Source organism: Allomesorhizobium camelthorni (genome assembly GCF_011045125.1).
Classification (GTDB): domain Bacteria; phylum Pseudomonadota; class Alphaproteobacteria; order Rhizobiales; family Rhizobiaceae; genus Allomesorhizobium; species Allomesorhizobium camelthorni.
On record NZ_JAAKZF010000006.1, the window covers coordinates 92,421 to 114,371 of the forward strand.

Consider the following 21,951-nt stretch of genomic DNA (forward strand, 5'->3'; position numbering starts at 1 on the left):
GGAGCGACTGGCAATTTATGCAAGCCGCGTTGCCAGAGCTGATGCGTACATGACTTGAAGCCCGGATCTGGACTATGATTAGTGAATGCGTCTGACAGCCATTATAAGCCTGGACAACCCGCCCTCTGTCGAGGGGGATCAAATTGCGCGCTCAAGGCAAATCACCCTACACGAACTGATTTCCTGTTCGGACGACGGCAAGTTAGTCGTCGCCGAATCCATTGACACCGGAGATCCGCTCCACATCGAGGACGTGTCGTCCGGGCTGGCCTGCAGGTGTGTCTGTCCTGGATGTGGTCGCCGCATGGTTGCTCACAGGGGCCAGAAGCGGAGGCACTTTCAGCATGCCGTGGAAGGCGTCGATTGCCAGTCTCCTGGTGAAACCGCGCTTCACAAGTTCGCAAAGGCAGTCTTGGCGAAAGCGCTCTGGATCCGTCTGTCTGCACTCGACGCGACCGATGGCAGGAATTCTCTGGAGGTCGTCCGGGAGCAGGAATTCCACTTCGAAAGCGCCATGCTCGAACAGAGGGTTGGCGAGGTCGTGCCGGACGTTGTCTGCCAGAAAGGCGATAGAATTCTGCATGTTGAATTTATGGTCACGCATGAGTGCGGGCCAGATAAACTTGCGAAGCTGCGGGTGATGGATATCGGAGCCATCGAAATCGATCTTTCTGGATACCGGGACCAACCGCTGGAGTCCTTGGAACAGGCGATACTGTCGGATGCCCCTCGCTCCTGGCTGCATAATCCTAGGACGGCTAGTGCACACGCCCGCCTTGCGGCGATGGAGAGAGATCGAATTGAAGTCCAAGAGAGGCGAATCCGTGCAATGCTTGCCAAGTTACCTCAGCCAGTCTCTGGATCGCCTGGGGTTTGGGAAGCCAAAGCGATGGAGTTCGGACTTGAACCCGCCATCGTGTATAATGAGCCCGTTACGGGCTTTCTTGTTTCAGATCGCGAATGGCGGTCCTTTGTCCTCTTGGAATTGGCGATGCCGGGCACGGCGTTCACTCACAAGCAGGCATTCGACGCTTTCAAGAAACAGGGATGGATCGCGGACAACTTCGCGTATGTCAGCAAGGAGGATGCTGCCATCATCCAGAGGGTTACCGGCCGCAAGCAACTTTCCCCATGGCTCGCGCTGCGCAACTTCCTCTCGAAACTCGAGAGGTCGGGAGTTCTAAAACAGGGGTCAGAGCATGACGAGTTGATCGCGGGACGCGGGTTTCAGTTTTTGACCCAACCGCGGAAGGACGAACTCGAAAGACCCTACAAGCGTACTGAGCAGTTGAAGTTGCTCACTGACCAGGTAATGGCAAGAATTCACACGGTTTCGCTGAAGGATCAATTCGACTTTGATGGCTGGCTCATTTCTGAGGTCGGCGAGGGCATTGTGCCAAAGGAGGCGATCGCGGACGACGAAGCGTTCGAGATTCTCGTCCATCGTCTCAAGACGCTTCGGGACGAGATGGCAGAGTACCCGCCTCGTCCGAACGAAGCCATCGGTCTACCTGTCATGGAAGAGATCGCCATTCGGGCTGAGGCGAAGCAAATGGCGGCCGCGCAAAAGGAAGCTGACGAGAAAAAGCGGAAAGAGTTAGAAGCATCCAAGAGAGTCAACGACGTATTGGTGGCAGCCTGCAGTGTGTTCGATATTGATGTCGTAACAGCTTGGCTTGATACCTCTCTGGAGGAATTGGAGGGCGATACTCCGCGCGAAGCGGCGATGTCGTCTAGTCGCGGATGGACCAACGCCATGATGGCTCTCGAGAGTTGGAAAATGGACCGACTGCGGAAATTTGACCAGGAAAGACGTCGACGTGATCTGATCGACAAGCTTTATCGCCAGGCACGCACGGCTTACCGGGACATTAGCCGCGGAGACCTATGGGTTCGTTCATCAAACCACTGTCTTGACGGGAAGCGACCAGAGGAACATTGCATCGACCAACAGACGTTCGACGAATGTCTTGCCCTTCTTTCGGAGAGTTTCAGGCCACGACGTTGACCGACATCTGTGCGGGTCGCGATGTGTCAGACTAGCGTCTAGGTTTTCTCGTGCCAGAATTCGGCGCAGCGGTTGTTCAAGTCCCCGGTGTAAGAATCGGTCCTCGCTTTGAACGTTTCGGGTATCTTGCTTCCGTCGCCCCCGTCCCTGAAGTAGTCCCTGAGAGTGTAGAGCGCCATATCCTTCAGATGTTCCCACGTCCGGCACAGTTCGTCCTGTAGGTCCCGTGCTTGTTGCGCGGCGCTCGGCTTCCTTTTTGGACGCGGCTGCATATATGCGGGGTGCGGATTGGCCTGATGATGGAAGGTAATACGCCCGTGTGCCCAAGTGTCCTCGACGGTGCGGCGCCAACGATATGACACCCTGACCTCGATGTTCTTGGTGAAGGAGTGCGGAGTGTAGATGTGGTCTTCGACGTAGAAAAGCTGGCTTTCTTGCTCTTCAATTTCCATGCGCCGCTTCAATGACCTGAAGGCGAATGCCAACTCATTTCCGGCATGCTTCGCACGTGTCCCTGTTTCTTCACGCTTTTTAGCTGATTTGGCTGCTCGGCATTCTCTAAGAGCCGCCTCGAAGTAACTCAGCTTTCCGGCGACATCGGATCCGCAGCTGGAGAGAGACAATCCGTATAGGGGTACGGGATTCTCTTGCCAAATTGCCTCGTCGATCAGTTTCGTTAGATTTCCTTCGTCGATGGCCTCGATGGAACGCTTTTCATTGTCGGCAAGATTGATTGCGCCCATTTTCATGTCCTTTTACGTGCTGACTGCTCAGATGGCGAAGTCTGGAATAGGAAACGGCCCAGACTTCCAGGCCGTTTGAACGAGGTGAGCAGACTTCGTGTGTCGAACGAGCCATCTATCATGACGTAGAGCGAGATAGCGTGACGCGTCAGGGTCAGGCCTGACGCGTCACGCTATTTTGCTCACCTATGGTTGTAAGTGGCTGTAATCACTCGCTCTTTTTTAAGAGTGCTTCATCGGGGCTCACGAACGCGTCGTACGAAGCGGGCTCAGAATCCAAGGCACACTGACGGCCAGGCGGCCCAAAGAAAAAGCCCCGGTCGACGAGGCCGGGGCTTACTGAAAAAGCAGCAATGCTGAGGGGCTTACGGGAGATCGGATCTGCGATAGAGCGTCTGCCCGAGAAGTTCGGGATCGGCGACCGGATGCACGCCGGCGGCAACCAGCGACTTTTTCACGCGCCGGATGTGTTCGCCTCCTTCCCTAGAGAGAATATGCAGCGACGCGAACTCGCTCTTGAACCGTGCCAACTCATCCGGAAGGACCACAGGCTGCATCCATCCCGTCACCGGGTTCTTCACGGTTTCGGCCACTAGGAGTCCTTGCTCCAGGAGCGCTTTCACCGCTCGTGATTTCGCGGGCAGGAGGCTCTCCAATTCCCTCAATGAATGGCCCTCGTATGCAGGGCCGACCACGTGCGGCCTAGCTTCCTCGGCGTCGACAAGGACGGAGATGAAACCCCTGTCGGAAGTGTCCCGCCCGACCCGCTTCAGCTTCCCGTCCAGCACCAGCGCGACAATGTCCATCACCGCGCAGCACGAATGCTTTGCCGCCGTGATCATCGGAACCATCGCAGTATCGCCACAGAGCATCGGGTCTGCATTCCGGAGCAGCCGCTCGAGGAGGTCGTCGAGATCGCTCCTGAGGAAGGCGTGCTCGCCGTCGGACCTTCCTCCGGTGATCATAGGGTTGATCAGGCCCCGCTCCAACAGACCGCGATCATGCGGGCGGGGGACGTTGAGATATTCTCTGGCCTCCTCGAGGCTCATGCTCTGCGCCAGATCCCGGAGAAAGGGTTCGGCCGCTTCTGCGTCGAAGACCACCCGGTCGTCCGCCAGCACGTCCGACTGCTTCCCCGTCAGCTTTGCCGTCCGCAGGAGTTTGCGTAGCCGTTTCGGATGCAAGCCGAACTCCAGGGAGGCGGAGCGGATCGAATGCGTCCTCCGCTCGACAACCTCCCGGCCGAGCAGCCTCTCGCCCGGCCCGAGCGGCATGGTCTCCACCGCATGTCGGAAAACGATCTCGCGAAGGGGGTCGTAAGCCGGATCGGAGTTCTCGTGCGCCAGCCAGTCATAAAGGCGCCCGTACGTCGCCTTGCGCCCGTGCCCGTAGTATCGGCTGTCACGGAAGCGCTCGCGAAGATCATCCAGCAGCGACAGGATCCCGGTTTCGCCGCGGTCGGCGATCGCGAAACCTGCCGCCTCACACTGCCACAGAGCATCATCGCTGAGATCGTCCAAGACGACGTCGGACCCGTGCTGCGCCACGGCACCGAGGACGTGCGCGATATGGAGCGCCGCATGAAGTGGAAAGCCGTCCAGCCACGACACTCCGGCTGTGGCTGCGATCCTGTCGACGATGTAGCACTCGAGGCTTGACGGTGTGCGCCGTGTGGCATGGTCGAGCAGGTGCGGAAGCCGGGGCAGGGCGGACGCAATCACCTGCGACACGTCGTGCAGCTGCGCTGGCGATTCGAGTGAGCCGATTTCTGCGAGCGCCATGTCGTGTCGGATGCAGGTGCGGATAGGCTTGATGATCCAGATGCTACGGCGGTGGGGCCGTGCAGCAATCCTGCAATCGAGGTTCTCGATGTCCTCCGTCATGCACGCGGGACACATGCGGACGCGGCTGCGCAGGAGGCTGCTCCACAGCAGGTCCTGCCCCTTGTGCTTATACCGCCGCTGGTTTCCGACCCTGACGAACGCTTCCGCGAGGAGACCGTCCTGGTCGACTCCGGCAAGATCGGCCAGCCTGCCGACGGACTCAGCACGGCCGTCAATGATGCCTTGGGCGTCGAGACCGAAGTCGAGGCAGAAGTCCCGCAGACTGTCCCTGCATGCGCGCGCCGAAAGCCGCGACGTGAAATCGGAAGGAGTTTCACCGTCACCGTTGTCGAGGGTCAGAGTCAGCCTCATTTCCTGATGCCCTTCGTCTGGCGACCTTTTGGCTTTCTCATGCCCGTGGGGTTGCCTGTGTCATCAAGGACGTCCTCGTAGAGGGCCGACTCGACCGGAATCGCGAGCCAGTTGGCAGCGAGAAAAGGATTCAATGCGTCGTCCCTCACGCCCGTCCGGATCGTATACACGTCAGCGAAATGGCCGATGCCCAGATCGCCGCCGCCGTTCACAGTGAGACACTCAGCGATCGCATCCTGGACGTATTCCACGAGAATGCCGAACTGGTAAGTCGCAGCGTGAAGAAGACGGTGAGCGAAGTCGTCGGCTTTCAGGCTGTTGCATGTTACGGCTGGGCACAAGGCGACGAGATCACTCAAGATGTTCTGAACCGGCTGGGCATGAGTGGCAAAGCTCAACGGTTCGAACTCCACGACCCTCACGCGCCGCTTCATCGAGTCGTCATCCTGGCAGAACCTGGACAGCTCGGGCAGGCCTGAGAGGATGAGCCACACAAGCCACTCGTCCTCCTGCATCATCCGCTTCAAGGTGTTCTCCATTTCCTGAGCCGCCTTGTCGCTGTTGATCTCGTCTCCGTGCTGCGCCTCGTCGATATGCAGGATGCGCACGCCGCTTTCCTTCATCAGTTCACGCACGACGGGCCAGACCTTGCTGTGCTGAATCTCCCTGCGGCCGTGGTACCCGAGCTTGCGGGCGATCTCGTTGCCGAGCGCGCCCAGCGTGAAGGGCGAGGGAGCCACGACCGAAAGCAGTTCACATCCCGGCTTGCCGAATCCTTCAAACTCGGGACGAGTGACGAAAGCATGGGCGAGCGCACGCGACTTGCCGGCGCCCGCCTTCCCAGTGACGATAAGCACCCGACCACCGCGCACCTGGCTCTCAAGCGCGGGGACGCCGGGCTGCTGGCCCAGTTCGATAAGCATTGAGTCCAGCAGCCAATCGATCTGCTCGTTCAACTGCTCCTCATAGATAGTCGGCAAGTAGACCGACAGGACCTTGCCCATCGCCTCGTTCACAGAGCGTCGCTTGTCCGACTGGTTCGCCAAGATCCGCTGGAAGAAGGCGGCGGACTTGGAGTTCATAGGCTGAGGGTTCATCATGTTCATGGTCTACTCCTTCCTGAGAAAATCAGAGCCGAGACGTCCACGGCGACGCGTGACTGGACGCTGCGACTCCTCGCTAGCCACCTCGCCACTCTCCAAAGGAACCTCGGAATCCTGTGCAAGATCGCCATCGATGGCATCGATGCCATCGAAGCCATCGAACGAATGCCCGCGTTCGCCAGCGGTCACGTAGCCGAAGTGGCGGACGATTTCCGTCTCGTGCTTCAGGATATCCTCGCGTGCCATGGTTGACGGACCGATCCCGGCCGCAGCCGCGGAATGCCTGCCCGTCTCGCGGAGATCGCGGAGCGCTGCATAAACGATATGCTCGCTCAGCTTTGCGACATTGGCGTACTTGCGACGCAGGGCTGCTTCGGTGTCGATCCAGAGCGCCGCGGAAACGCCTTCCATGTCGAGATCACAGTTGGCGGACTCCCATTTGGCACCAGGCACGTTCTTCGAAAACCAGACCGTCCCCAGGTTCTCGAGGTCAGCCCTGATCCGCACGTCCGCCTGCCCGACGCTCCTTCGCAGCAGGGCAAGTTCACTTGAGCGGTAGTAGAGGCCGAGGAAGCGGATGCCACGGTTCTGGATGCGCCTGTTGTCCGAGAAACCGAAAACGGTGCGCAGCCTGTGGGCCGGAGGCGGAGGCAGAACCTGATGAAGGGCGGTACGTTCCTCCCAGGCATCGTTGGGTGTCTGCCCGCCGAGCCCCCCGTGTGGCGTATTGTGGTAGGCATCCACGACGTACCGCACGAGTGCCTTGCCGAGCGTCTCTGCGACGACGTTGGTGACGGCACCAGCATCAATTTCGCCCTTGTCGTCGATGCCGGAGAAGGTACGACCCTGGAAGAACGGCATCAGTTGTACGTCGACCGTCTTGAAGAACCGTTCTCCCACGCCGCGTGCGTCCGGATGCGAAGCAGGGCCGATTTCGTTCGCGGAGCCGATGTCGCGGACAGCGCAACGGAAAGCGGAGTCGATAAACTCAGGCCCCGAGTCAGTCGGCACCGTCATGGGGGTGCAGGCATGGTCCCAGCTCGAGCGGCAACTTGCCGCCAACGCGATCGCGTTCTTGTTGCGGCAAACCATCTCCAGCGTACGCATCGCGACTTCGCCACCGGCATTCACGGCAAGCCTTGCGCCAAGTACCACCTTCGTGGCCTCGCAGATGGCAAGGCACAGAATGAGGCGCACCTTTCCAGCCACCCCGATGAGCTTTTCAGGAAGGCCCGCCCAGAACTCCTGAGGTAGTTTCGCGGTCTTCAGCTGGACTCGCCAGCAGTCAATAGAAACACGCTCCCCCGGGAACAGCACCACCTCGCGTCTGCCGCTGACCTTGAACTGCTTCCGGGCAGCTTCGGGGCCCTGCCGCGCCAGCACGACCTGGTATTTGTCGAGCTTCCTGATAGCTCGCTCGAAGGTGCTCTTCGATGGCAAGAGTAGGGGAGGAAGCCCTTCAGCCGCACGCGCCACGTTCGCCGCTGCGAACGACGGCGTTTCGTTGTGAGGCAACGGATGCTTGCCCATACGCTCCCGCACCGCGTTCTCGTCCTCGAGCCGCACAGAACCTGTCATCAGCTTGTAAAGCGTCGCGGCGGAGGGGCGGCTTCGGTCGAGGTATTGCTGAACCCACTTCGCCATCAGAGCGACGGAATGAGGATCGGTGACCTTCGGGACGTGATAGCCGACACGGCCCTTGCGGTGGTCACGCAGCGCCAGGATGTCCCAATCGTGCTCGACGAGGACCCGAATCCACTTGCGTAGAGTAGAAGGGGCGGGAATCTCGTAGTTGGCCACCCGCTTCCGGGCTTTGATCTTGCGCTCGCCCGGCTCCTTTGCGGCTTTGCCTTTCCCGGGCTTTCGGCGAGGCTGTTCATCTTCAGAGCTGTCTGCGCCGAAGACCAGTTTCCCCATGATTTTCGCGATCGCTTTCTGCAGCGCCTTGTCAGTGAGGCTAGTCGCGCCGTCATCGTACATCTGAACGACATGCCGACAGAGCTGCCAGTAGAAGGACAGCTCATCCTGCTCGGCATCTGCCAGGTCACGGATGGACTTGATGTCGGGGTTGCGGGCCAGGAGGGTCTGGCGGGAAACGCTGTTCTGCTCGATGCGGGGATCGACCTTTCCTGCGTCGACCAGCGCGCGGAACTCTTCCTGCGTGAACACTTGAGGAAGCTCCGGATTGGAGACTGGCTTCGCGGTCAGTACGTGCCGATCATGGCTGACGTATTCGTAAAGCAGGTCATCAAGGTCGCGAATTGCGAACACGTGACCAGGCCCGAAACCATAGGTCGTTGGAGCAGAAGAGCGGAATTGGTCACCGTTGAAGACGTTCATGGAATCCTCCTTTGTTGGGAAAGTCAGACGCGGGCGCGTCTGACGAAGCATTCGTAAGAAATCCGGGCGTAGTCCCGAACCTCGAGCCCGCCGTCGCCGATCAGGCGGACGGCGGCGTTGAAAGCGGCACCGCCGAGCCCTGACGCGACGACAAGGTCGCGAACGCGGCACCATCCGTGCAAGCCCCGCGCGAGCCCCGCCACGACCGCATCAGACGCGGCGCAGGCGAAACGGCGGGCGCGCAGCAGAAGCCACGCGTCGAAAACGTCATCCGGGTGGATGTTGTCCTCGGTTCGTACCAGGTAGACGTCAGCAAATCGCTTCCCGACCTGCTCTTTGATCAGCCTCTGAATTTCATGGATTCCCGTCTTCTCGACGTTGTCCTTCGGCTTGACGTCCACGGCAACCCGGAGTCCGTCGTGCAACGTCAGAAGCGCGTCGAACCAATGATGACCTAGCGTTCCGTCGGGATAGACGAAGTCCACCCTGGGCGGCTGGTCATGATAGTCGACCACTTCGTGGTTGGTTAACGCGATGTAGAGAAAGCCCCGCTCGGGCAGACTCTCGTAGACGAATTCCCGGTTGCGGGCGTGGTCAACGATGGAGCCGCGATAAGACGCGATTGAGCGCAGCGGGATCGGGCGGGAGGCGCGGCTAGGTTCCGGCGGAATCCAAGAACCACCGCCCTCCGTCAGAGCGTTATAGACAAGCTCCTTTCGGTGGTTTCGCCGTCACGCTCCGCACGTGCCGTCACGGCGGCGGAGGCCAGCCAATCGGGATGGAGTTCCTTAGGCACCGCTGCCCGCGGAATGGAATGGTCGATGGAAACCCTCTTGCGCATGGTAAACTCCCTCTGAAACGCAAACTGTCGGTCTCCGCGGAACGTCCGCGGAGCTGTCGGATCAGATGTCGAGGGAACGGACTGCAAGCCGGGTGAGTGTCCGGCATGAACATACCGGGGCCTCAGCCCAATGCTTCGCGGCCGTTCCGCTCTGCTATCGATATGAACTTGAACACTGAATGCTGCCCCTCTGCCGCCGGCAAGATCGCTGCCGGGAGCGCCTTTTGGCGTCAAGAAATGTAGGAGTGGTTACCAGGATTCATCGGATTTGATAGGATCTGATGTTTTCCGATCGCAGATTCTAAACCGAGGGATTCTGGGATGAGACGATCGGCATCGATCGCGTGACGCGTTCGATCTCGAGCAGCCTTTCAATACGGACGCAAGACTGCGGCATCGTGTGACCGGTTCGCGATGCGCTACTCACTCTGCAGAACGTCGGCATATCACCCGCTGGCGGCCTCCGTCCTCTCACGATGGCGGCAGCTTTGCGCCCCATTGCGGTCATTCCGCTGGCTTTCTGCCGTCCTCCAGAAGCGGACATCGCTGGTGCGAACGCGACGGGTTACGTTGCTCTAAGGAACGCAACGATCGCCTTCCCATCAGTGAAGTAGGGATCGCCGCCGCCGTTGCGTCCATCCTTTGTCGCTCCGCGGCCCTCGATCTCTTGCGTCGACAAAACCTGTCCCGCATCCGAAAGGTCCCGGATCACTAGATCGCGCTCGGCGTCGATGTCAGGCCCAATGTGGTGGGTGATTTGACCGGTGTCGTGGCTTAGTCCGACGCCTCGGTCGAAGCTAGCGGTACCAAGCCAAATCGGACGGCCATCGTTGGCAAGCCGGGTCGTCAGCCAGAAGCGGACGTGATTGCGCTGGTCAGCGCTTTGGCCGACGGGCTTTTCGAATGCCAGATCCTGTTTTCTTCCTTCGAAATACAACGGGCTGACGGGCGCATCGAGGTCGGGCCGATCCAGAACCACGCTCAAACCTATGTCGATCGAGCTGCGCAAAGTGATCGCGTCCGCCGGGCCCCAATTCGCCGCCGCGAACGCCCTCATGACTTGTTCTTTCGTCCCCACGAGGCCGACGTTAATCGGGTCACCCGGAATGTCCTGTCCCGTTGTGGTGACCATGCTGTCGAATTTGGAAATCCGCCCTTCGTCACGCATGATCCAGATTTCAGGGACCACGAAGTAGGCCAAGAGCAGGTACACCACAACCAAGGCCAACGAACCATGCAGTAGGATGCGCATTATGGTTTGTCGACGCATCGCAACTCGACCTTTTTAGCACTCACCGGATCAGTCGCCGATTGTCGGTTGTCTTAAGTGGCCTCGCCTAGCGGCGGCGCTACTTGGTCACCCCCAAATTGACGAGCTGAACCCGGCGATTCACTGGAGATTTCGGGTTGGCAGCGTCGAGAGGCAACTCTTGCCCCACGCCAATCGCGATAAGTTGGCCAGGCGGCACTCCGAATGTGGTGGTCAGAGAGATCATGATAGCGTCGGCGCGCTGCAGGCTGAGTTCGAGGTTGTGTTCGGCTTTGCCAGTGGCATTGGTATGACCGACGACAAGAAACTTGTAGTGGCGCAGCTGTGGATGGTGCAGCGCATCAGCGATCAGCCCCATCGTGCGGTAGGACTCCGGCTCGATTGCGACCGAGTTGTTCTCGAAATCAATTTCGACGGCCAGCTGCGGAAGTTGGGCAAGCTTGCCCCAGTTTGGCAACTCGGCGACACCGCGGGTGACATTCGCAGTTGCTTCCTGAACCAGTAAACCGACATCGACGACAGGCGCGGTTGCGGTCATCTGGCCAAGGGTACTGATCAGCTGCCTATCAGTCAGTTGCTGGGCTGCAGCCGACCCACTCCAGACAAGGAGCGCCACAACTAAACTGCCGCAAAATGAAAAGGCCATAATTGTTCTCCCTGTGTCGCGCGGTTCAGCGCCATCCGGCATCCGTTATCGCCTGGTTGCATTTGTCGCTGTCGACTCGCTCGGTTTTGATAAGGCATTGGAGGATATGCACCTCCCCAACGACGCCCTTGCAATGCTGCTTCGCGTTTCCGGCGCACACCTTGAAGACGCTGGCTTGCGCGGCCAGTCGCCGCTCGATCGACGCCGTGACAGCATCCAGAGTCGCGGTACACTGAGGCGAGACCTGTCCCTGGTGTCCTACGAGGCAGTTCCTTATCTCATTGTTTCCGAGGTTCAGCCCCCTGCAAAACCTCTTCACGTCGGCGCCGCAATCTCTGGTGAGCATCGTCATGGCATCGGCATAGCTGACGGTCTGTGCATGGCTGGCGCCGATCCAGGCGAGCAGCGACGCCAGCAGCATTCCGCCAAGCGCGCCAATTCTATTCGTCATTCATCCCTCCTGTGTTTGGCGCTAGGTCAGAAACTCGACCGGGGACGCCTTTGCGCTTCTTCACGCAGCAAGCTTTCGTGTCTAAGCTGGCACGCTAACCCGCAACCGATCTTGTGCTGTCGCAGTGCGATGACGGCAGCTCATCTTGCTTCTTGTCAATCACTCATGGCGGGCGCACCGATTATGCCGAGATAGGCTCCGTTCTGTTCAAAGCGGCAGTCGAAACCGAGATCACGGTTTTCGCCGTCCACCGTGCCCAACACCAGAAGCTTTCCCTCCCGACTGACCGGCGGATCTGTCGTAATGGCGTCGAGTTGCACTTCAAATTTTGCGGCTGCCGCGGTCTGACAAAACATGGTCATTTCGGCTTCTGGAACGACAGTGCCAAGGCCGGCTTCTTCCGCCGCTTTCCCGCTTCCAGCCATAACGCTGCCGACGATCGCCAACGTCAGCAGCACTCCCTTCGACTGATATGTCCTCATTGCAGATGCCTCCTTGTCAATCAGATGCGTCGCTTGCGCTATCTTTCCTGCGATAAATATTGCAGGGCAGGACGTACGTTATTCCTAGAAACGGATCGTCAACCCGGCGATCGGCCCCTGCTGCACCACGTCGAACAGGAAGCCGTCCTCGCTGTAGTCTACGCCGAGCGCCCGATAGCCGAGTGTTGCGGAGAAGGTCTCATTGATGTTGTAGCCAATGCCGGCCATGAGGTCCCAATCGATATCTGCCCCGCCGGCGCCGACCAGCCCCCAGCCCGTCGCGTAGAAGTTGGGTGTGAAGGCGTAGTTGCCGCGCACGCCGACGAGGCCGTCGACCCAGGTCGCGCCGTCGCTTCGGGTCTGACCATCGAGGATCCCACCGCTGAATGAGATGTCGGTGTCGACCGACCACACGCGCACGCCGCCGACGACGTCCAGGCGTCCCGTGGGACCCTCGAGAACGGAGTAGCCAGCCCCGACCAGTCCGGCGAACGTGGAGGCATCCACGTCCGCGCTGTCGGCGGCGATGCCGAGCGGCGTATCGCTGCTGGCACCAAGCTTGACGTAAATCAGGTCACCAAACAGACTGTAGGGACCGTTGCGGGCCTCGCCGATCAGCATCGCGGCGAAGTCGAGATTGTCGAAGATATCACTGAAGCTGGCGTCGACGTCGACGACCGGCAGGTTGAACTGGGACAGCTCGCCCGAAAGCCCGGCTGCCCAGAAATAGGGCGTGACCGAGAAGGTCCACCCGCTTTCGGCGACCGGCTGAGGCTCGGGTGCGGCGGCGACAATGAGATCCGCAGCGCCGGCCGAGGCTGGTGAAAGAGCCGCCCAGATCAAGCAGACCTTGACGATGCTTTTCATGGAAGGCTCCTTCGTGTTCGGGTGGATCAGTAACAAGGCGGATACGGATAGTAGCCGCACCGTGGGCGGCCATAGTAGTACGGGGCAGCAGCCGCGGCAGCTCCTGCTGCAGCTCCCGCGTACCATGCGCCGCGATAGGCCGCGCGACGAGCGGCGCCAGCGAAGGATAGAGGCGTCAACGGCATACCGATGATGTCGATGAAGGTCGAAGCCGGGCCATCCGCGCCGTCCAGGCTTCCTTCCAGGACGTCGACGGCAAAGGTCAACGTATCTCCCTCGAGCTTCGGCGACCGCAGGGTTACCACCACATCGGCCACCGATCCCCCGGCCTTATCGAGAACCGATACCGTGGCATTTGGCGGATCCTTGGCGAAACTGTCTTCGCCCGTCGCCCATTCTTCCAACAGATGCGTGGTCAGCACGTGGCCGGCAGCCCTGACGGGCCGATCTGCGAACACAATTGAATTCGTGGAGATGCCGGAAAGAACGAGCTGGCCATCGGCGAGTTTGGCGCCACCGGAATTGAGGACGATTAGCGACGGTTCCATCTGGGGTTTGGCGGCGCCGATCTGCTTGCTGGCAGGAGAGGCGATGGCATCCTGGGCAAGACCCGATCCAGCGGAAACATACATTCCGCCCAGGGCCATCATCAGGAACAGAGTAGTTTTCAAACGCATGGGATTAACCCTCCTATTATCGATTTGCTGCGGCCGGTATCGCGCTGCTGCAAAGAGCGAGTGTCATTTCGTGGGAAAGAGCAGCGTGATCGCGGTTCTGAATCCCCAGCCGTCGGGTCCGCTGTCTGGGCTTTCCGCCCAATAGCGCACGCCACCGGTGAGGCTGACCGGAAGCTTGTCCAACTTGACGAGCTTCGAGACCGTGAAGTTCACCGGGACAGACCATTCTTCGGCTTCCCAGTTGTAGGTGCTCTCGGTGTTCAGACTGAATGTCCAGGCATCATGTGTCGTGTACGAAATAAACGGCTGCATGTATGTGGAGTTTATGTCAGTTCGGTCGTCATCGCCGGCGAACGACCAGATGTGGTTGGCCAGCGTGCCGACCGTCCACCCGCCAAACTGCTTGAGGACGACGGCGGTTGGCCCGGCGCCCCATTGATCGCTGCCAAGCAACGGATCGGTGGCGGTCGGAACGAGGAAGACCGGACCGACGCCCCAGATGATGCCGCCGACGGTGGGTTCCTTCGGCGAGAAGAACAGGCTCTGCGTTATGTCGCCAAGGCCGAACTGGTCGCCCGACGGTCCCGCGATGTCATTCTGCCAAGCGATCGGCAAGATGGTGCGCGATATCAGGTTCCAGTCGTCGTTCAGAGAGAACGGGATGACCGGCTGGACGTTGACATAGGCCTTTTCGCCATCGTCAGCACCGTAACCGCTGTCGTAGTTGAACTGGAACGGTACGCTGATCAGCGACGCGATCGGGTTCGACAGCTTCTTGGCGAGTTCTTGAGTATCGTCATCCGCATATGCCGAGGCACAACATCCTAAACTTGATGTCACAATTAGACAGGCGCAAAGACAGTCAGGACTAAATCTCATTGGCAACTATCCTTCATGTGCAATAGGGCATCAGTCGCCAGGACATCTTCAGAAGTTGCCGGCACCGGAGAAGACGCCGCCAACGGTTCATCTGCCAGGTAATGCGAGAGTGGCGCCTGAGGTCTTCGCCAGCGCCTCCCGCACGTTTGCAATTCCTTCCGGGTCTCCGTAGAATCGCAGCAGCCCGGTTTTTTCGGCGGTCCCCGCGTCCAGCTTCCGGTACACCAGATCCCGAACGACTTTCTCTTCGGTTACGATCACCAGATCGCCATCCCCGGGTCCCTCGGAATGGCTTTGCACGCTCAGACCCTCACGTCCGACCTCAAAGCGCGTCCACATCACCTGCGGTATTAGCACGACCGACATTGCCAGGCCGGTTTCTGCCGGTAGCGAGTCGGCAAGGTTGGCGCCGAGTTTCTTCACCGCCGAGGCGGCGCGATAGAAGGCGAGTGGTCCCGACCCATTGGCGCTATCCCACCGAGGCATCAGCAAGCCTGCATCCTCGGCCCGCCAGACTGCCGCGAGCACATGGACCGCATCCGGATAGCTCAAATTGAGCGTAGCTAGCGCGACAGCTTGCGGGTTTTCGAAACCGCATGCGCTGGCCGGGGCCGCGTGAATCCATGCGGCAAGACATGCGGCAAGAACCCTGGAACGCATCGTTATCTTTTCGCTTTTCCAAGTCTTTCAAGTTTATCGCATCTTGCTATAGTGCGCGTGCTGCGTCTTGCCTTTTGGTGACAATTGTTTCTCGAATGTTGAATTCAGCACCGTCCATCAAAATAAGAAGTTTCTTGCAGGTCGCGCCTTACTTGGCTCGGCGAGGCGTGTCCCCGATCGAGTTTTTCCAGCGCCTTGGCATCTCTCCGAATATTTTTCAGGATCCGGACGCTTGGCTGCCACGCGTGCTTTGCTTCCACGTGGCCAATGAAATGGTAGCGGCAACACAGGATCGGTTTGGCGGCGCGCATGTCGGCAATATGACCGAATTGCGCTCACTCGGGATGTGGGGAAAGTCGATCCTGAAGTCAGCGGATGTGGCCCATGCCTGCGAGGTGGCCGCAGCCAACGCTTCAATGCTTCATCAGGGATCAAGTGTTCGGTTAATCACGGAAGGCCGGACTGCTCGAATCGTCTACCGCTTCACAGGTCGTTGCGAAATGGATCCGAGACAGTTCATCTACGGAAGCCTAGCGGTGTTGCGTAAGGTACCGCTGATGGCCGGCGAACCGTCCGCGATACGGGTCCATCTCGCCGCCCCGAGGGCGCGCGGCGACGATGCGCTCGAGGAATGTCTCGGTCCGAACATCGAAATGGGCGCGGCGCACGATATGATCGAATTCGATCGCGCGTTGCTCGACATGCCCCTCCAAAACCAGGTGGACGAGGCTTCCAAGGTGACCGAATCACTGCGGTCGACGGTCGGCGCGGCAGGCCTGCTGGTCGAACGCCTCTCACATCATCGGCAACTCAAGCTGAAGGCGATCGCAAAAGGGATGGGGATGTCGGCCCGAACCCTTCAGCGGCGCCTCAAATATTGCGGCGTCGATTTCGAGGATCTGCTCGACGAGACACGTCGCGGCGAGGCGCTTCGGCTGATTTACGAAGGCGAGCACAAAATGACTGAGATCGCCTACAGGGTCGGCTACAGCGACCCCGCACACTTCACGCGCGCGTTCAAGCGTTGGACGGGGACCGCGCCATCTCGCTTCCCAGGCGACTTGCAATAGGGATTAACCAAACCGACGGGCGCCCCACATTCATCGAGGCGAGCCCTCCGGATTTGGCACGATATGGCAAGATTGATCGGGCGGACGCAACTAGTATCGTAGTGCATCTTGTCCCAAGGGAAGATGGCGGAGCTTCTGCAACGGTATCAAGCCGTTGCATCTAAAATTCGGAGGGAGCAAGCGATGGCCGGACTGCGGATACATCTGTCGACACTCATGGTGCGCGCGAGCGCTCTGGCGATGACCTCGACCCTGATGGCCGGTTCAGCGCTGGCCCAGGAGCGTGAGGCCTTCTTTGGCGAGACGCACGTTCATACGGGCTGGTCGTTCGACGCCTACATCTTCGGCAATACCAAGACCTCGCCGGCCGACGCCTATAAATACGCGAAAGGCCAGACCATCAAGCACCCGCTTGGCTACGACATCAAAATCGATACGCCGCTCGACTGGATGGGCGTTACCGACCATTCCGAATATGTCGGTACGGTTTCGCTCGCCAACACACCGGGCTCGGATATAGCCAAGCTGCCGATCGCGCAGAAGCTGATCGTGCATTCTCCCGCTGACATTCAGCGCATCTATCTCTGGCTCGGCGGGACGATCGTGGACAAGAAGCCGATCGAGGAACTGATTTCTCCTGAAGTTGCCGGATCTGTCTGGAAGCAGAACGTCGGAATGGCCGACCAAGCCAACGAACCGGGCAAATTCACGGCCTTCTGCTCTTATGAATGGACGTCGACGCCGAACAACCGCAACATGCATCGCAATGTCTTCTTCAAGGATTGCGCGAAGGTTCCGCTGACACCCTTTAGCTCGATCGATTCGAGCGATCCCTCGGACCTCTGGAACTGGATGGACGGTCAGCGCAAGGAGGGCAACGAACTGCTGGCGATCTCGCACAACGCCAACCTCTCCGACGGCCACATGTTCCCGACCGATGTCGACGAGAAAGGTCGGCCGATCGATGCAGCTTGGGCAGCATCCCGGGATCGCAACGAAAGGCTGACGGAGATCAAGCAGATCAAGGGCGCATCGGAAACCCATCCGACGCTGTCGCCCAACGACGAGTTCGCCAATTTCGAAATCCTCACCTATCTCCTCGGCGATCCGTCCGGGCGTTTTCCGCAAGTCCCCGGCAGCTATATCCGGCAGGCGCTCAAGGACGGTCTGGCGATGAACGAGGCGCGGGACTACAACCCCTATAAGACTGGCTTTGTCGGCGGCTCGGACTCGCACAACACCGGCGTGCCCTACCGCCAGAATAACTTCTATGGCGGCCATGGGCACGCGGACGGCGAGATGAAGCAGCGCATGGCAGGGTTCTTGTTCGCGGGTCTCGATACCAGGCTTGAGAACCCGGCGGGATTGACCGGACTCTGGGCCGAGGAAAATACCCGTGCATCGCTCTTTGACGCCATGCAGAGGAAAGAGACCTTTGCCACAAGCGGACCGCACATCAAGGTGCGCCTCTTCGGCGGCGCCGACGTGGCCGCAGCTGTCGACCAGGCGGACTGGGTGAAGGCGGCCTATGCAAGTGGCGTTCCGATGGGAGGCGATCTGCCACCGTTGGGGGACGGTAAGGCGCCTTCCTTCGTAGTCTGGGCGCTGAAGGACCCGACCTCGGGCAATCTCGACCGCATCCAGATCGTCAAGGGGTGGTCGAAGAATGGGCAAAGCTTCGAGAAGATCTTTGACGTGACCTGGGCCGGGAACCGCACGCCCGATCAGTTCACCGGCGTCGTTCCGCCGATCGGCAGCACGGTGAACATCGCCGACGCAAGCTACACCAACACAATCGGCAGCGTCGAATTGAAGGGAACATGGACGGATCCAGAATTCGATCCCAGCCTTGACGCATTCTACTATGCCCGGACCCTCGAGATTCCCACGCCTCGCTGGACTACGATCCAGGCCAAGGAGGTCGGCGTGGCACCTCCGGACAATGTGCCGGCAACGATCCAGGAGCGCGCATGGACCTCGCCTATCTGGTATACGCCGACCAAGGAACAGCGGACGACCGTCAAAGGCACCACGGTGGCCGACTTGCAGGCGCAAGGCGCTACCGCGCTGGACGACAAGGCACTTAACGATCTGGTCGTAGGCAAGACGACATGGGTTCGCAACACTGTCACCGGTGACGTCTTCAGCATCGCATGGACGACATCCGGACAGCGCCTGATCGGCAACGTCAACGGCGAAATTCCGAAGCCAAGCGAAGTGGGCGACGTGTTTCATGGCGGCTCGTTGGGCGCGGGTACTGCCTACGCGATCAAGGACGGAGCCATCGTGACCACCCTCGGCAACATGCCGTACGAGGCGACCGTCTACAAGGTTGGCGACAAGTATTTTGCCGCGCGCAGCAACGAGTTCGGCTTCGCCAACTACGAGGTCGTTCCAACCCCGCAGGCGCTTGATCCGCTCGATCAACAGAAGTCGCCGTTCTAGAAAGTGATTGGCCCAGGCTCAGGCCTGGGTCAATTCATGGAGATGGGCTTGCTGCTGTCCGGGAGACCATCGTTGCAGATTCTGAGGTTGCTGTTCGTTGTGGCGGCGATAGGCTTCGGCGTGGATGAAGGGCAGGCCTGCGCCATATGCTTTTCAGGGACGGTGATCACACCGGGGCAAAAACTTGACTCGGCCGACGAGGCCGTTCTTGCAGTCCCGTTGGCCGATCGGAGCGGTTTTCGCGTCATAGAAATCGTCAAGGGCGAGGTCCCGGCCAACGAGGCCATTGCCGAGTCGGCCGTCTCACTGGATGTGCCGAAGTTGGCAACGTTTCTGGATGGCGGCAGCGCGGTCACCAAGCTGTCCACGACGGGCCACGGCAAGCCGCTGCTTCTCTTCCGCAACAGGATGTCCGAAACCTGGACAGGCATCGGCGTGATCGGGGAGCAATACGCCGGATGGCTGCGCCAGCTGGCGGCGACCAAGCATGACGGTGACGGCTTGCCGGTGAAGTTGTGGCCATCGAAGGTGATGGGCTGGTCACCGTTGACGGACGCTCAATGGCAGGAACGTGCTCGGATAGTTCTGCCCTATCTCGATGCTGACGAACTGCTGGCTGCCGAAATCGCCTATGGCGAACTGCAGCGGACGCCATACCGGATCATGCGTGGCCTGAAGCCACAGCTGGAAGCTGCAAAAATAAGGTTCTGGATCGACGATCCGAAACAGTTGTCCCGGCTTCCGGTACACACGCTGCTGCTCGGCATAGCCGGAGACGAGAACGACGCCGCAGAGCTGGAGAAACGGATCGACCAGGCTCTGCTGGCGCAGGATACGGCAAACCTTTCGGCGATGCTTGCCGCCGATCTGGAACTGCGCGGACCATCTCGACTGAGCTGGCTCCACGCGACGTTCTTCGCGGATCGGCGGCGTACGCTGCCCGAGATCGACGCAGCCCTGCTTGCGCTGAGCGTACAGGGCGAAGCGGACGCGGCGGTGCCGCGCGGACAGGTGATCGAAGCCTATCGATCGTTCATCAGGGCGCGAAAGCCGATGGCCGGTTTCGTGGCGATGGAACTTGCGAATTGGGAAGCATGGGATGCGACGGCTGACTACGTCGACATCATCAGATCGAATGTCGTGAAGGACCCCGCCGGGCAGTTTGCGATTCTAAGCTATCTGAAGAGCAGTCCGCTGACCGCTGGGCAAGCGGCGTTACTGCCTGCTGCCGAATGACCCCGATGCACGAAGCAATCAAACGCTTCCAACAGAAACGACGGTAACAACAGATGTCAAGACATCGATTGCAGCAGATTCTTAGCGAGCCGCTACTGCATTTTTTCGTCGTCGGGGTGTTGGTTTTCGGCGGCTACCGCTTCTTCAACCCGGAACCGGAACAGGCAGTAGACCCGCAGCGTATCGAATTGACCGAAAATGACGTACAGCAGCTGGCGATCTCCTGGCTCGCCCAAGGTCGACCACAGCCGAGTCCGGATGAACTGCGCAGCCTTGTCGACCAGAAAGTGACAGAGGAGATCCTGTCCCGCGAAGCGGTCGCGCTCGGTCTCGACCGGGACGACCAGATCATTAAGCGGCGCCTTGCGCAGAAGATGGATTTTCTGGTGGCCGATCTGGCAGCCTTGGAGGAGCCGACCGAAGCTCAATTGGCGGACTGGTACTCTAAGAATTCCGACCGCTTTGCACTGCCTCCGCATGCAAGCTTCCGGCACCTGTATTTCTCTCCGGACAAGCGCGGAGATGGGGCACGCGGCGATGCGACTGCAGCACTCGCCGTTCTGGCCGGTAAATCTGCGGATGCGCTCCAGGCCCAGACATTGGCCGATCCATTCATGCTGCGCAATTTCTATGGCGACTCCACCCCGGCGCAAACGGCGAAGGAGTTTGGCCCGGCCTTCGCGGAGACCCTCTATGGCCTGAAACCCGGCGCGTGGCAGGGGCCGGTGCAGTCCGGCTATGGCTGGCACCTCGTTTGGGTGGAGTCGATCGAGCCCGGTCGCGTTCCGCTCTACGAGGAAGTGAAGCCCGACGTGAAGGCGGCATGGCTCGACGCCCGTTACCAAGAGGTGAAGCGCACGGCGCTAGAGGAAATGCGCTCCCGCTACACGGTCGTTGCGGTTCCCCTGGATGACGTCGACCTGACCAATCTGAACAGTCAGGACGCGGCAAACGCGGCCCAAGAGCCGGTCTCGCAATGAGCCAGGCTGCTCAAATCTGCCGGGCTGGTACGTCGCTGCTGCTCACCCTATTCATCTCCATTATTGCGATGACCGCTGCGGTTTCCGCGCACGAGATCAGGCCCGCCTATCTCCAGATCGATCAGGTCGGGCACAACCGCTTCAGCGTACTCTGGCGAACGCCCATCCTGTCCGGGATGCGGCTGCCCGTCCTGCTGAAATTTTCCGACGGCATCAAGCCGGTGACCGAGCCGTTGGAGCGTGAACTGTCTGACTCCGTGATCGAGCGGAGCATAGTCGAATCCTCCGGCGGCCTGCCCGGCGAGCGCATAACATTTGTCGGGCTCCAGGCGACCATCACCGATGTCATGGTTCGGGTGAAACTGGAAGACGGGTCGGTAACCACGACGCTTGTCCGGCCGTCGCAGCCCTGGGTCGACATTCAGGCGCGGCAGACCACACTTGAGGTGGTCAAGGTATTTATCGTCAGCGGCATCGAGCACATTCTGTTTGGCTTCGACCATCTGCTGTTCGTGGCGGCGCTGATGTTGATCGTCCGCCGCTGGGGCATGCTGCTTAAGACGGTAACAGCTTTCACCGTGGCTCATTCGATCACGCTGACCTGCGCCACGATGGGATGGGTAAACCTGCCGTCGGGGCCTGTGGAGATCATGATTGCCTTCAGCATCGTTCTCGTTGGCGCCGAGATCATCAGGATGGAGCGCGGCGGAACCAGCCTGGCGATAGAATGGCCCTGGATTGTCGCATTTTTCTTCGGGCTGCTTCACGGCTTTGGATTTGCCGGCGCGCTTGCCGATTTCGGACTGCCGCAAGGCGACATACCGCTCGCTTTGTTTTCCTTCAACGTTGGCGTCGAACTCGGTCAACTGATGTTCATCGGAGCGATCCTGCTAGTCGTCCATTCGATCCGACAAATCTTCCAAATTCCCCGGAAAGCGATCGTCGCATCTGCCTACGTAATAGGAACCATTGCTGCATTCTGGTGTGCTGAGCGTTTGCATTCGACGTTTGTCTAGTCGCTTGTCGCACGCGCACTAATATCAGTATTTGGCCTTTTG

At 59.7% G+C, this 21,951-nt stretch carries 20 protein-coding genes; 6 read left to right on the plus strand and 14 right to left on the minus strand.

Annotated elements, in window-relative coordinates:
- Positions 1–85 precede the first annotated feature (85 nt).
- On the plus strand, positions 86–2,008 hold the full coding sequence (locus G6N73_RS07650) for a competence protein CoiA family protein (RefSeq protein ID WP_165025596.1): 1,923 nt from the start codon (positions 86–88) through the stop codon (positions 2,006–2,008).
- Between the two features lie 38 nt (positions 2,009–2,046).
- Here G6N73_RS07650 and G6N73_RS07655 read toward each other — a convergent pair whose 3' ends face one another.
- From G6N73_RS07655 to G6N73_RS07720, 14 genes are all read right to left on the minus strand, one after another.
- Positions 2,047–2,751, minus strand: coding sequence for a hypothetical protein (locus tag G6N73_RS07655; RefSeq protein WP_165025599.1), 705 nt, complete (start codon positions 2,749–2,751; stop codon positions 2,047–2,049).
- Between the two features lie 365 nt (positions 2,752–3,116).
- The gene (locus G6N73_RS07660; RefSeq protein ID WP_165025601.1) at positions 3,117–4,946 is read right to left on the minus strand and encodes a TniQ family protein; all 1,830 of its coding nucleotides are present in this window, start codon (positions 4,944–4,946) and stop codon (positions 3,117–3,119) included.
- A complete protein-coding gene (locus G6N73_RS07665; protein ID WP_165025604.1) occupies positions 4,943–6,052 on the minus strand; it encodes an ATP-binding protein in 1,110 nt (369 codons plus the stop codon). The genes G6N73_RS07660 and G6N73_RS07665 overlap by 4 nt, the downstream gene beginning before the upstream one ends.
- Positions 6,053–6,055: 3 nt before the next feature.
- Complete coding sequence (locus tag G6N73_RS07670) at positions 6,056–8,389, minus strand: Mu transposase C-terminal domain-containing protein (protein WP_165025607.1); 2,334 nt, start codon at positions 8,387–8,389, stop codon at positions 6,056–6,058.
- 23 nt (positions 8,390–8,412) lie between these two features.
- The gene (locus G6N73_RS07675) at positions 8,413–8,790 is read right to left on the minus strand and encodes a hypothetical protein (RefSeq protein WP_246251744.1); all 378 of its coding nucleotides are present in this window, start codon (positions 8,788–8,790) and stop codon (positions 8,413–8,415) included.
- A gap of 290 nt (positions 8,791–9,080) precedes the next feature.
- Positions 9,081–9,230: a hypothetical protein gene (locus G6N73_RS07680; RefSeq protein WP_165025610.1), complete on the minus strand. Its 150-nt coding sequence runs from the start codon at positions 9,228–9,230 to the stop codon at positions 9,081–9,083.
- A 565-nt stretch (positions 9,231–9,795) separates the two neighbouring features.
- Positions 9,796–10,482 carry an LssY C-terminal domain-containing protein gene (locus G6N73_RS07685; protein WP_246251747.1) on the minus strand — a complete coding sequence of 229 codons (687 nt, stop codon included), beginning with the start codon at positions 10,480–10,482 and terminating at the stop codon, positions 9,796–9,798.
- Positions 10,483–10,579: 97 nt separating this feature from the next.
- On the minus strand, positions 10,580–11,146 hold the full coding sequence (locus G6N73_RS07690) for an OmpA family protein (protein WP_165025616.1): 567 nt from the start codon (positions 11,144–11,146) through the stop codon (positions 10,580–10,582).
- 25 nt (positions 11,147–11,171) lie between these two features.
- On the minus strand, positions 11,172–11,597 hold the full coding sequence (locus tag G6N73_RS07695) for a hypothetical protein (RefSeq protein WP_165025619.1): 426 nt from the start codon (positions 11,595–11,597) through the stop codon (positions 11,172–11,174).
- 155 nt (positions 11,598–11,752) lie between these two features.
- Positions 11,753–12,043: a hypothetical protein gene (locus G6N73_RS07700; protein ID WP_165025621.1), complete on the minus strand. Its 291-nt coding sequence runs from the start codon at positions 12,041–12,043 to the stop codon at positions 11,753–11,755.
- A 120-nt stretch (positions 12,044–12,163) separates the two neighbouring features.
- Entirely contained in the window at positions 12,164–12,946 is a 783-nt protein-coding gene (locus G6N73_RS07705) for an outer membrane protein (protein ID WP_165025624.1), read from the minus strand.
- Positions 12,947–12,972: 26 nt separating this feature from the next.
- On the minus strand, positions 12,973–13,623 hold the full coding sequence (locus G6N73_RS07710) for a hypothetical protein (RefSeq protein ID WP_165025627.1): 651 nt from the start codon (positions 13,621–13,623) through the stop codon (positions 12,973–12,975).
- Between the two features lie 63 nt (positions 13,624–13,686).
- Complete coding sequence (locus G6N73_RS07715; protein ID WP_165025630.1) at positions 13,687–14,502, minus strand: transporter; 816 nt, start codon at positions 14,500–14,502, stop codon at positions 13,687–13,689.
- A gap of 87 nt (positions 14,503–14,589) precedes the next feature.
- Complete coding sequence (locus G6N73_RS07720; RefSeq protein WP_165025633.1) at positions 14,590–15,030, minus strand: hypothetical protein; 441 nt, start codon at positions 15,028–15,030, stop codon at positions 14,590–14,592.
- A 227-nt stretch (positions 15,031–15,257) separates the two neighbouring features.
- On the opposite strand from G6N73_RS07720, the gene G6N73_RS07725 reads away from it, so the two are divergent.
- The 5 genes from G6N73_RS07725 (at position 15,258) to G6N73_RS07745 (ending at position 21,909) form a co-directional block, all read left to right on the plus strand.
- Positions 15,258–16,232 carry a helix-turn-helix domain-containing protein gene (locus G6N73_RS07725; protein ID WP_165025636.1) on the plus strand — a complete coding sequence of 325 codons (975 nt, stop codon included), beginning with the start codon at positions 15,258–15,260 and terminating at the stop codon, positions 16,230–16,232.
- Positions 16,233–16,448: 216 nt separating this feature from the next.
- Entirely contained in the window at positions 16,449–18,677 is a 2,229-nt protein-coding gene (locus tag G6N73_RS07730) for a DUF3604 domain-containing protein (RefSeq protein WP_165025772.1), read from the plus strand.
- A gap of 42 nt (positions 18,678–18,719) precedes the next feature.
- Complete coding sequence (locus G6N73_RS07735; RefSeq protein WP_246251750.1) at positions 18,720–19,913, plus strand: hypothetical protein; 1,194 nt, start codon at positions 18,720–18,722, stop codon at positions 19,911–19,913.
- 53 nt (positions 19,914–19,966) lie between these two features.
- Entirely contained in the window at positions 19,967–20,893 is a 927-nt protein-coding gene (locus G6N73_RS07740) for a peptidyl-prolyl cis-trans isomerase (RefSeq protein WP_165025638.1), read from the plus strand.
- A complete protein-coding gene (locus tag G6N73_RS07745; RefSeq protein ID WP_165025642.1) occupies positions 20,890–21,909 on the plus strand; it encodes a HupE/UreJ family protein in 1,020 nt (339 codons plus the stop codon). The genes G6N73_RS07740 and G6N73_RS07745 overlap by 4 nt, the downstream gene beginning before the upstream one ends.
- Positions 21,910–21,951: the final 42 nt, after the last annotated feature.

Excerpts from the sequence above, each read along its gene's own strand:
- G6N73_RS07650 (WP_165025596.1), top strand. The coding sequence starts at position 86 with ATGCGTCTGACAGCCATTATAAGCCTGGACAACCCGCCCTCTGTCGAG.
- G6N73_RS07655 (WP_165025599.1), bottom strand. The coding sequence starts at position 2,751 with ATGGGCGCAATCAATCTTGCCGACAATGAAAAGCGTTCCATCGAGGCC.
- G6N73_RS07660 (WP_165025601.1), bottom strand. The coding sequence starts at position 4,946 with ATGAGGCTGACTCTGACCCTCGACAACGGTGACGGTGAAACTCCTTCC.
- G6N73_RS07665 (WP_165025604.1), bottom strand. The coding sequence starts at position 6,052 with ATGAACATGATGAACCCTCAGCCTATGAACTCCAAGTCCGCCGCCTTC.
- G6N73_RS07670 (WP_165025607.1), bottom strand. The coding sequence starts at position 8,389 with ATGAACGTCTTCAACGGTGACCAATTCCGCTCTTCTGCTCCAACGACC.
- G6N73_RS07680 (WP_165025610.1), bottom strand. The coding sequence starts at position 9,230 with ATGCGCAAGAGGGTTTCCATCGACCATTCCATTCCGCGGGCAGCGGTG.
- G6N73_RS07685 (WP_246251747.1), bottom strand. The coding sequence starts at position 10,482 with ATGCGCATCCTACTGCATGGTTCGTTGGCCTTGGTTGTGGTGTACCTG.
- G6N73_RS07690 (WP_165025616.1), bottom strand. The coding sequence starts at position 11,146 with ATGGCCTTTTCATTTTGCGGCAGTTTAGTTGTGGCGCTCCTTGTCTGG.
- G6N73_RS07695 (WP_165025619.1), bottom strand. The coding sequence starts at position 11,597 with ATGACGAATAGAATTGGCGCGCTTGGCGGAATGCTGCTGGCGTCGCTG.
- G6N73_RS07705 (WP_165025624.1), bottom strand. The coding sequence starts at position 12,946 with ATGAAAAGCATCGTCAAGGTCTGCTTGATCTGGGCGGCTCTTTCACCA.
- G6N73_RS07710 (WP_165025627.1), bottom strand. The coding sequence starts at position 13,623 with ATGCGTTTGAAAACTACTCTGTTCCTGATGATGGCCCTGGGCGGAATG.
- G6N73_RS07715 (WP_165025630.1), bottom strand. The coding sequence starts at position 14,502 with ATGAGATTTAGTCCTGACTGTCTTTGCGCCTGTCTAATTGTGACATCA.
- G6N73_RS07725 (WP_165025636.1), top strand. The coding sequence starts at position 15,258 with ATGTTGAATTCAGCACCGTCCATCAAAATAAGAAGTTTCTTGCAGGTC.
- G6N73_RS07730 (WP_165025772.1), top strand. The coding sequence starts at position 16,449 with ATGGTGCGCGCGAGCGCTCTGGCGATGACCTCGACCCTGATGGCCGGT.
- G6N73_RS07735 (WP_246251750.1), top strand. The coding sequence starts at position 18,720 with ATGGGCTTGCTGCTGTCCGGGAGACCATCGTTGCAGATTCTGAGGTTG.
- G6N73_RS07740 (WP_165025638.1), top strand. The coding sequence starts at position 19,967 with ATGTCAAGACATCGATTGCAGCAGATTCTTAGCGAGCCGCTACTGCAT.
- G6N73_RS07745 (WP_165025642.1), top strand. The coding sequence starts at position 20,890 with ATGAGCCAGGCTGCTCAAATCTGCCGGGCTGGTACGTCGCTGCTGCTC.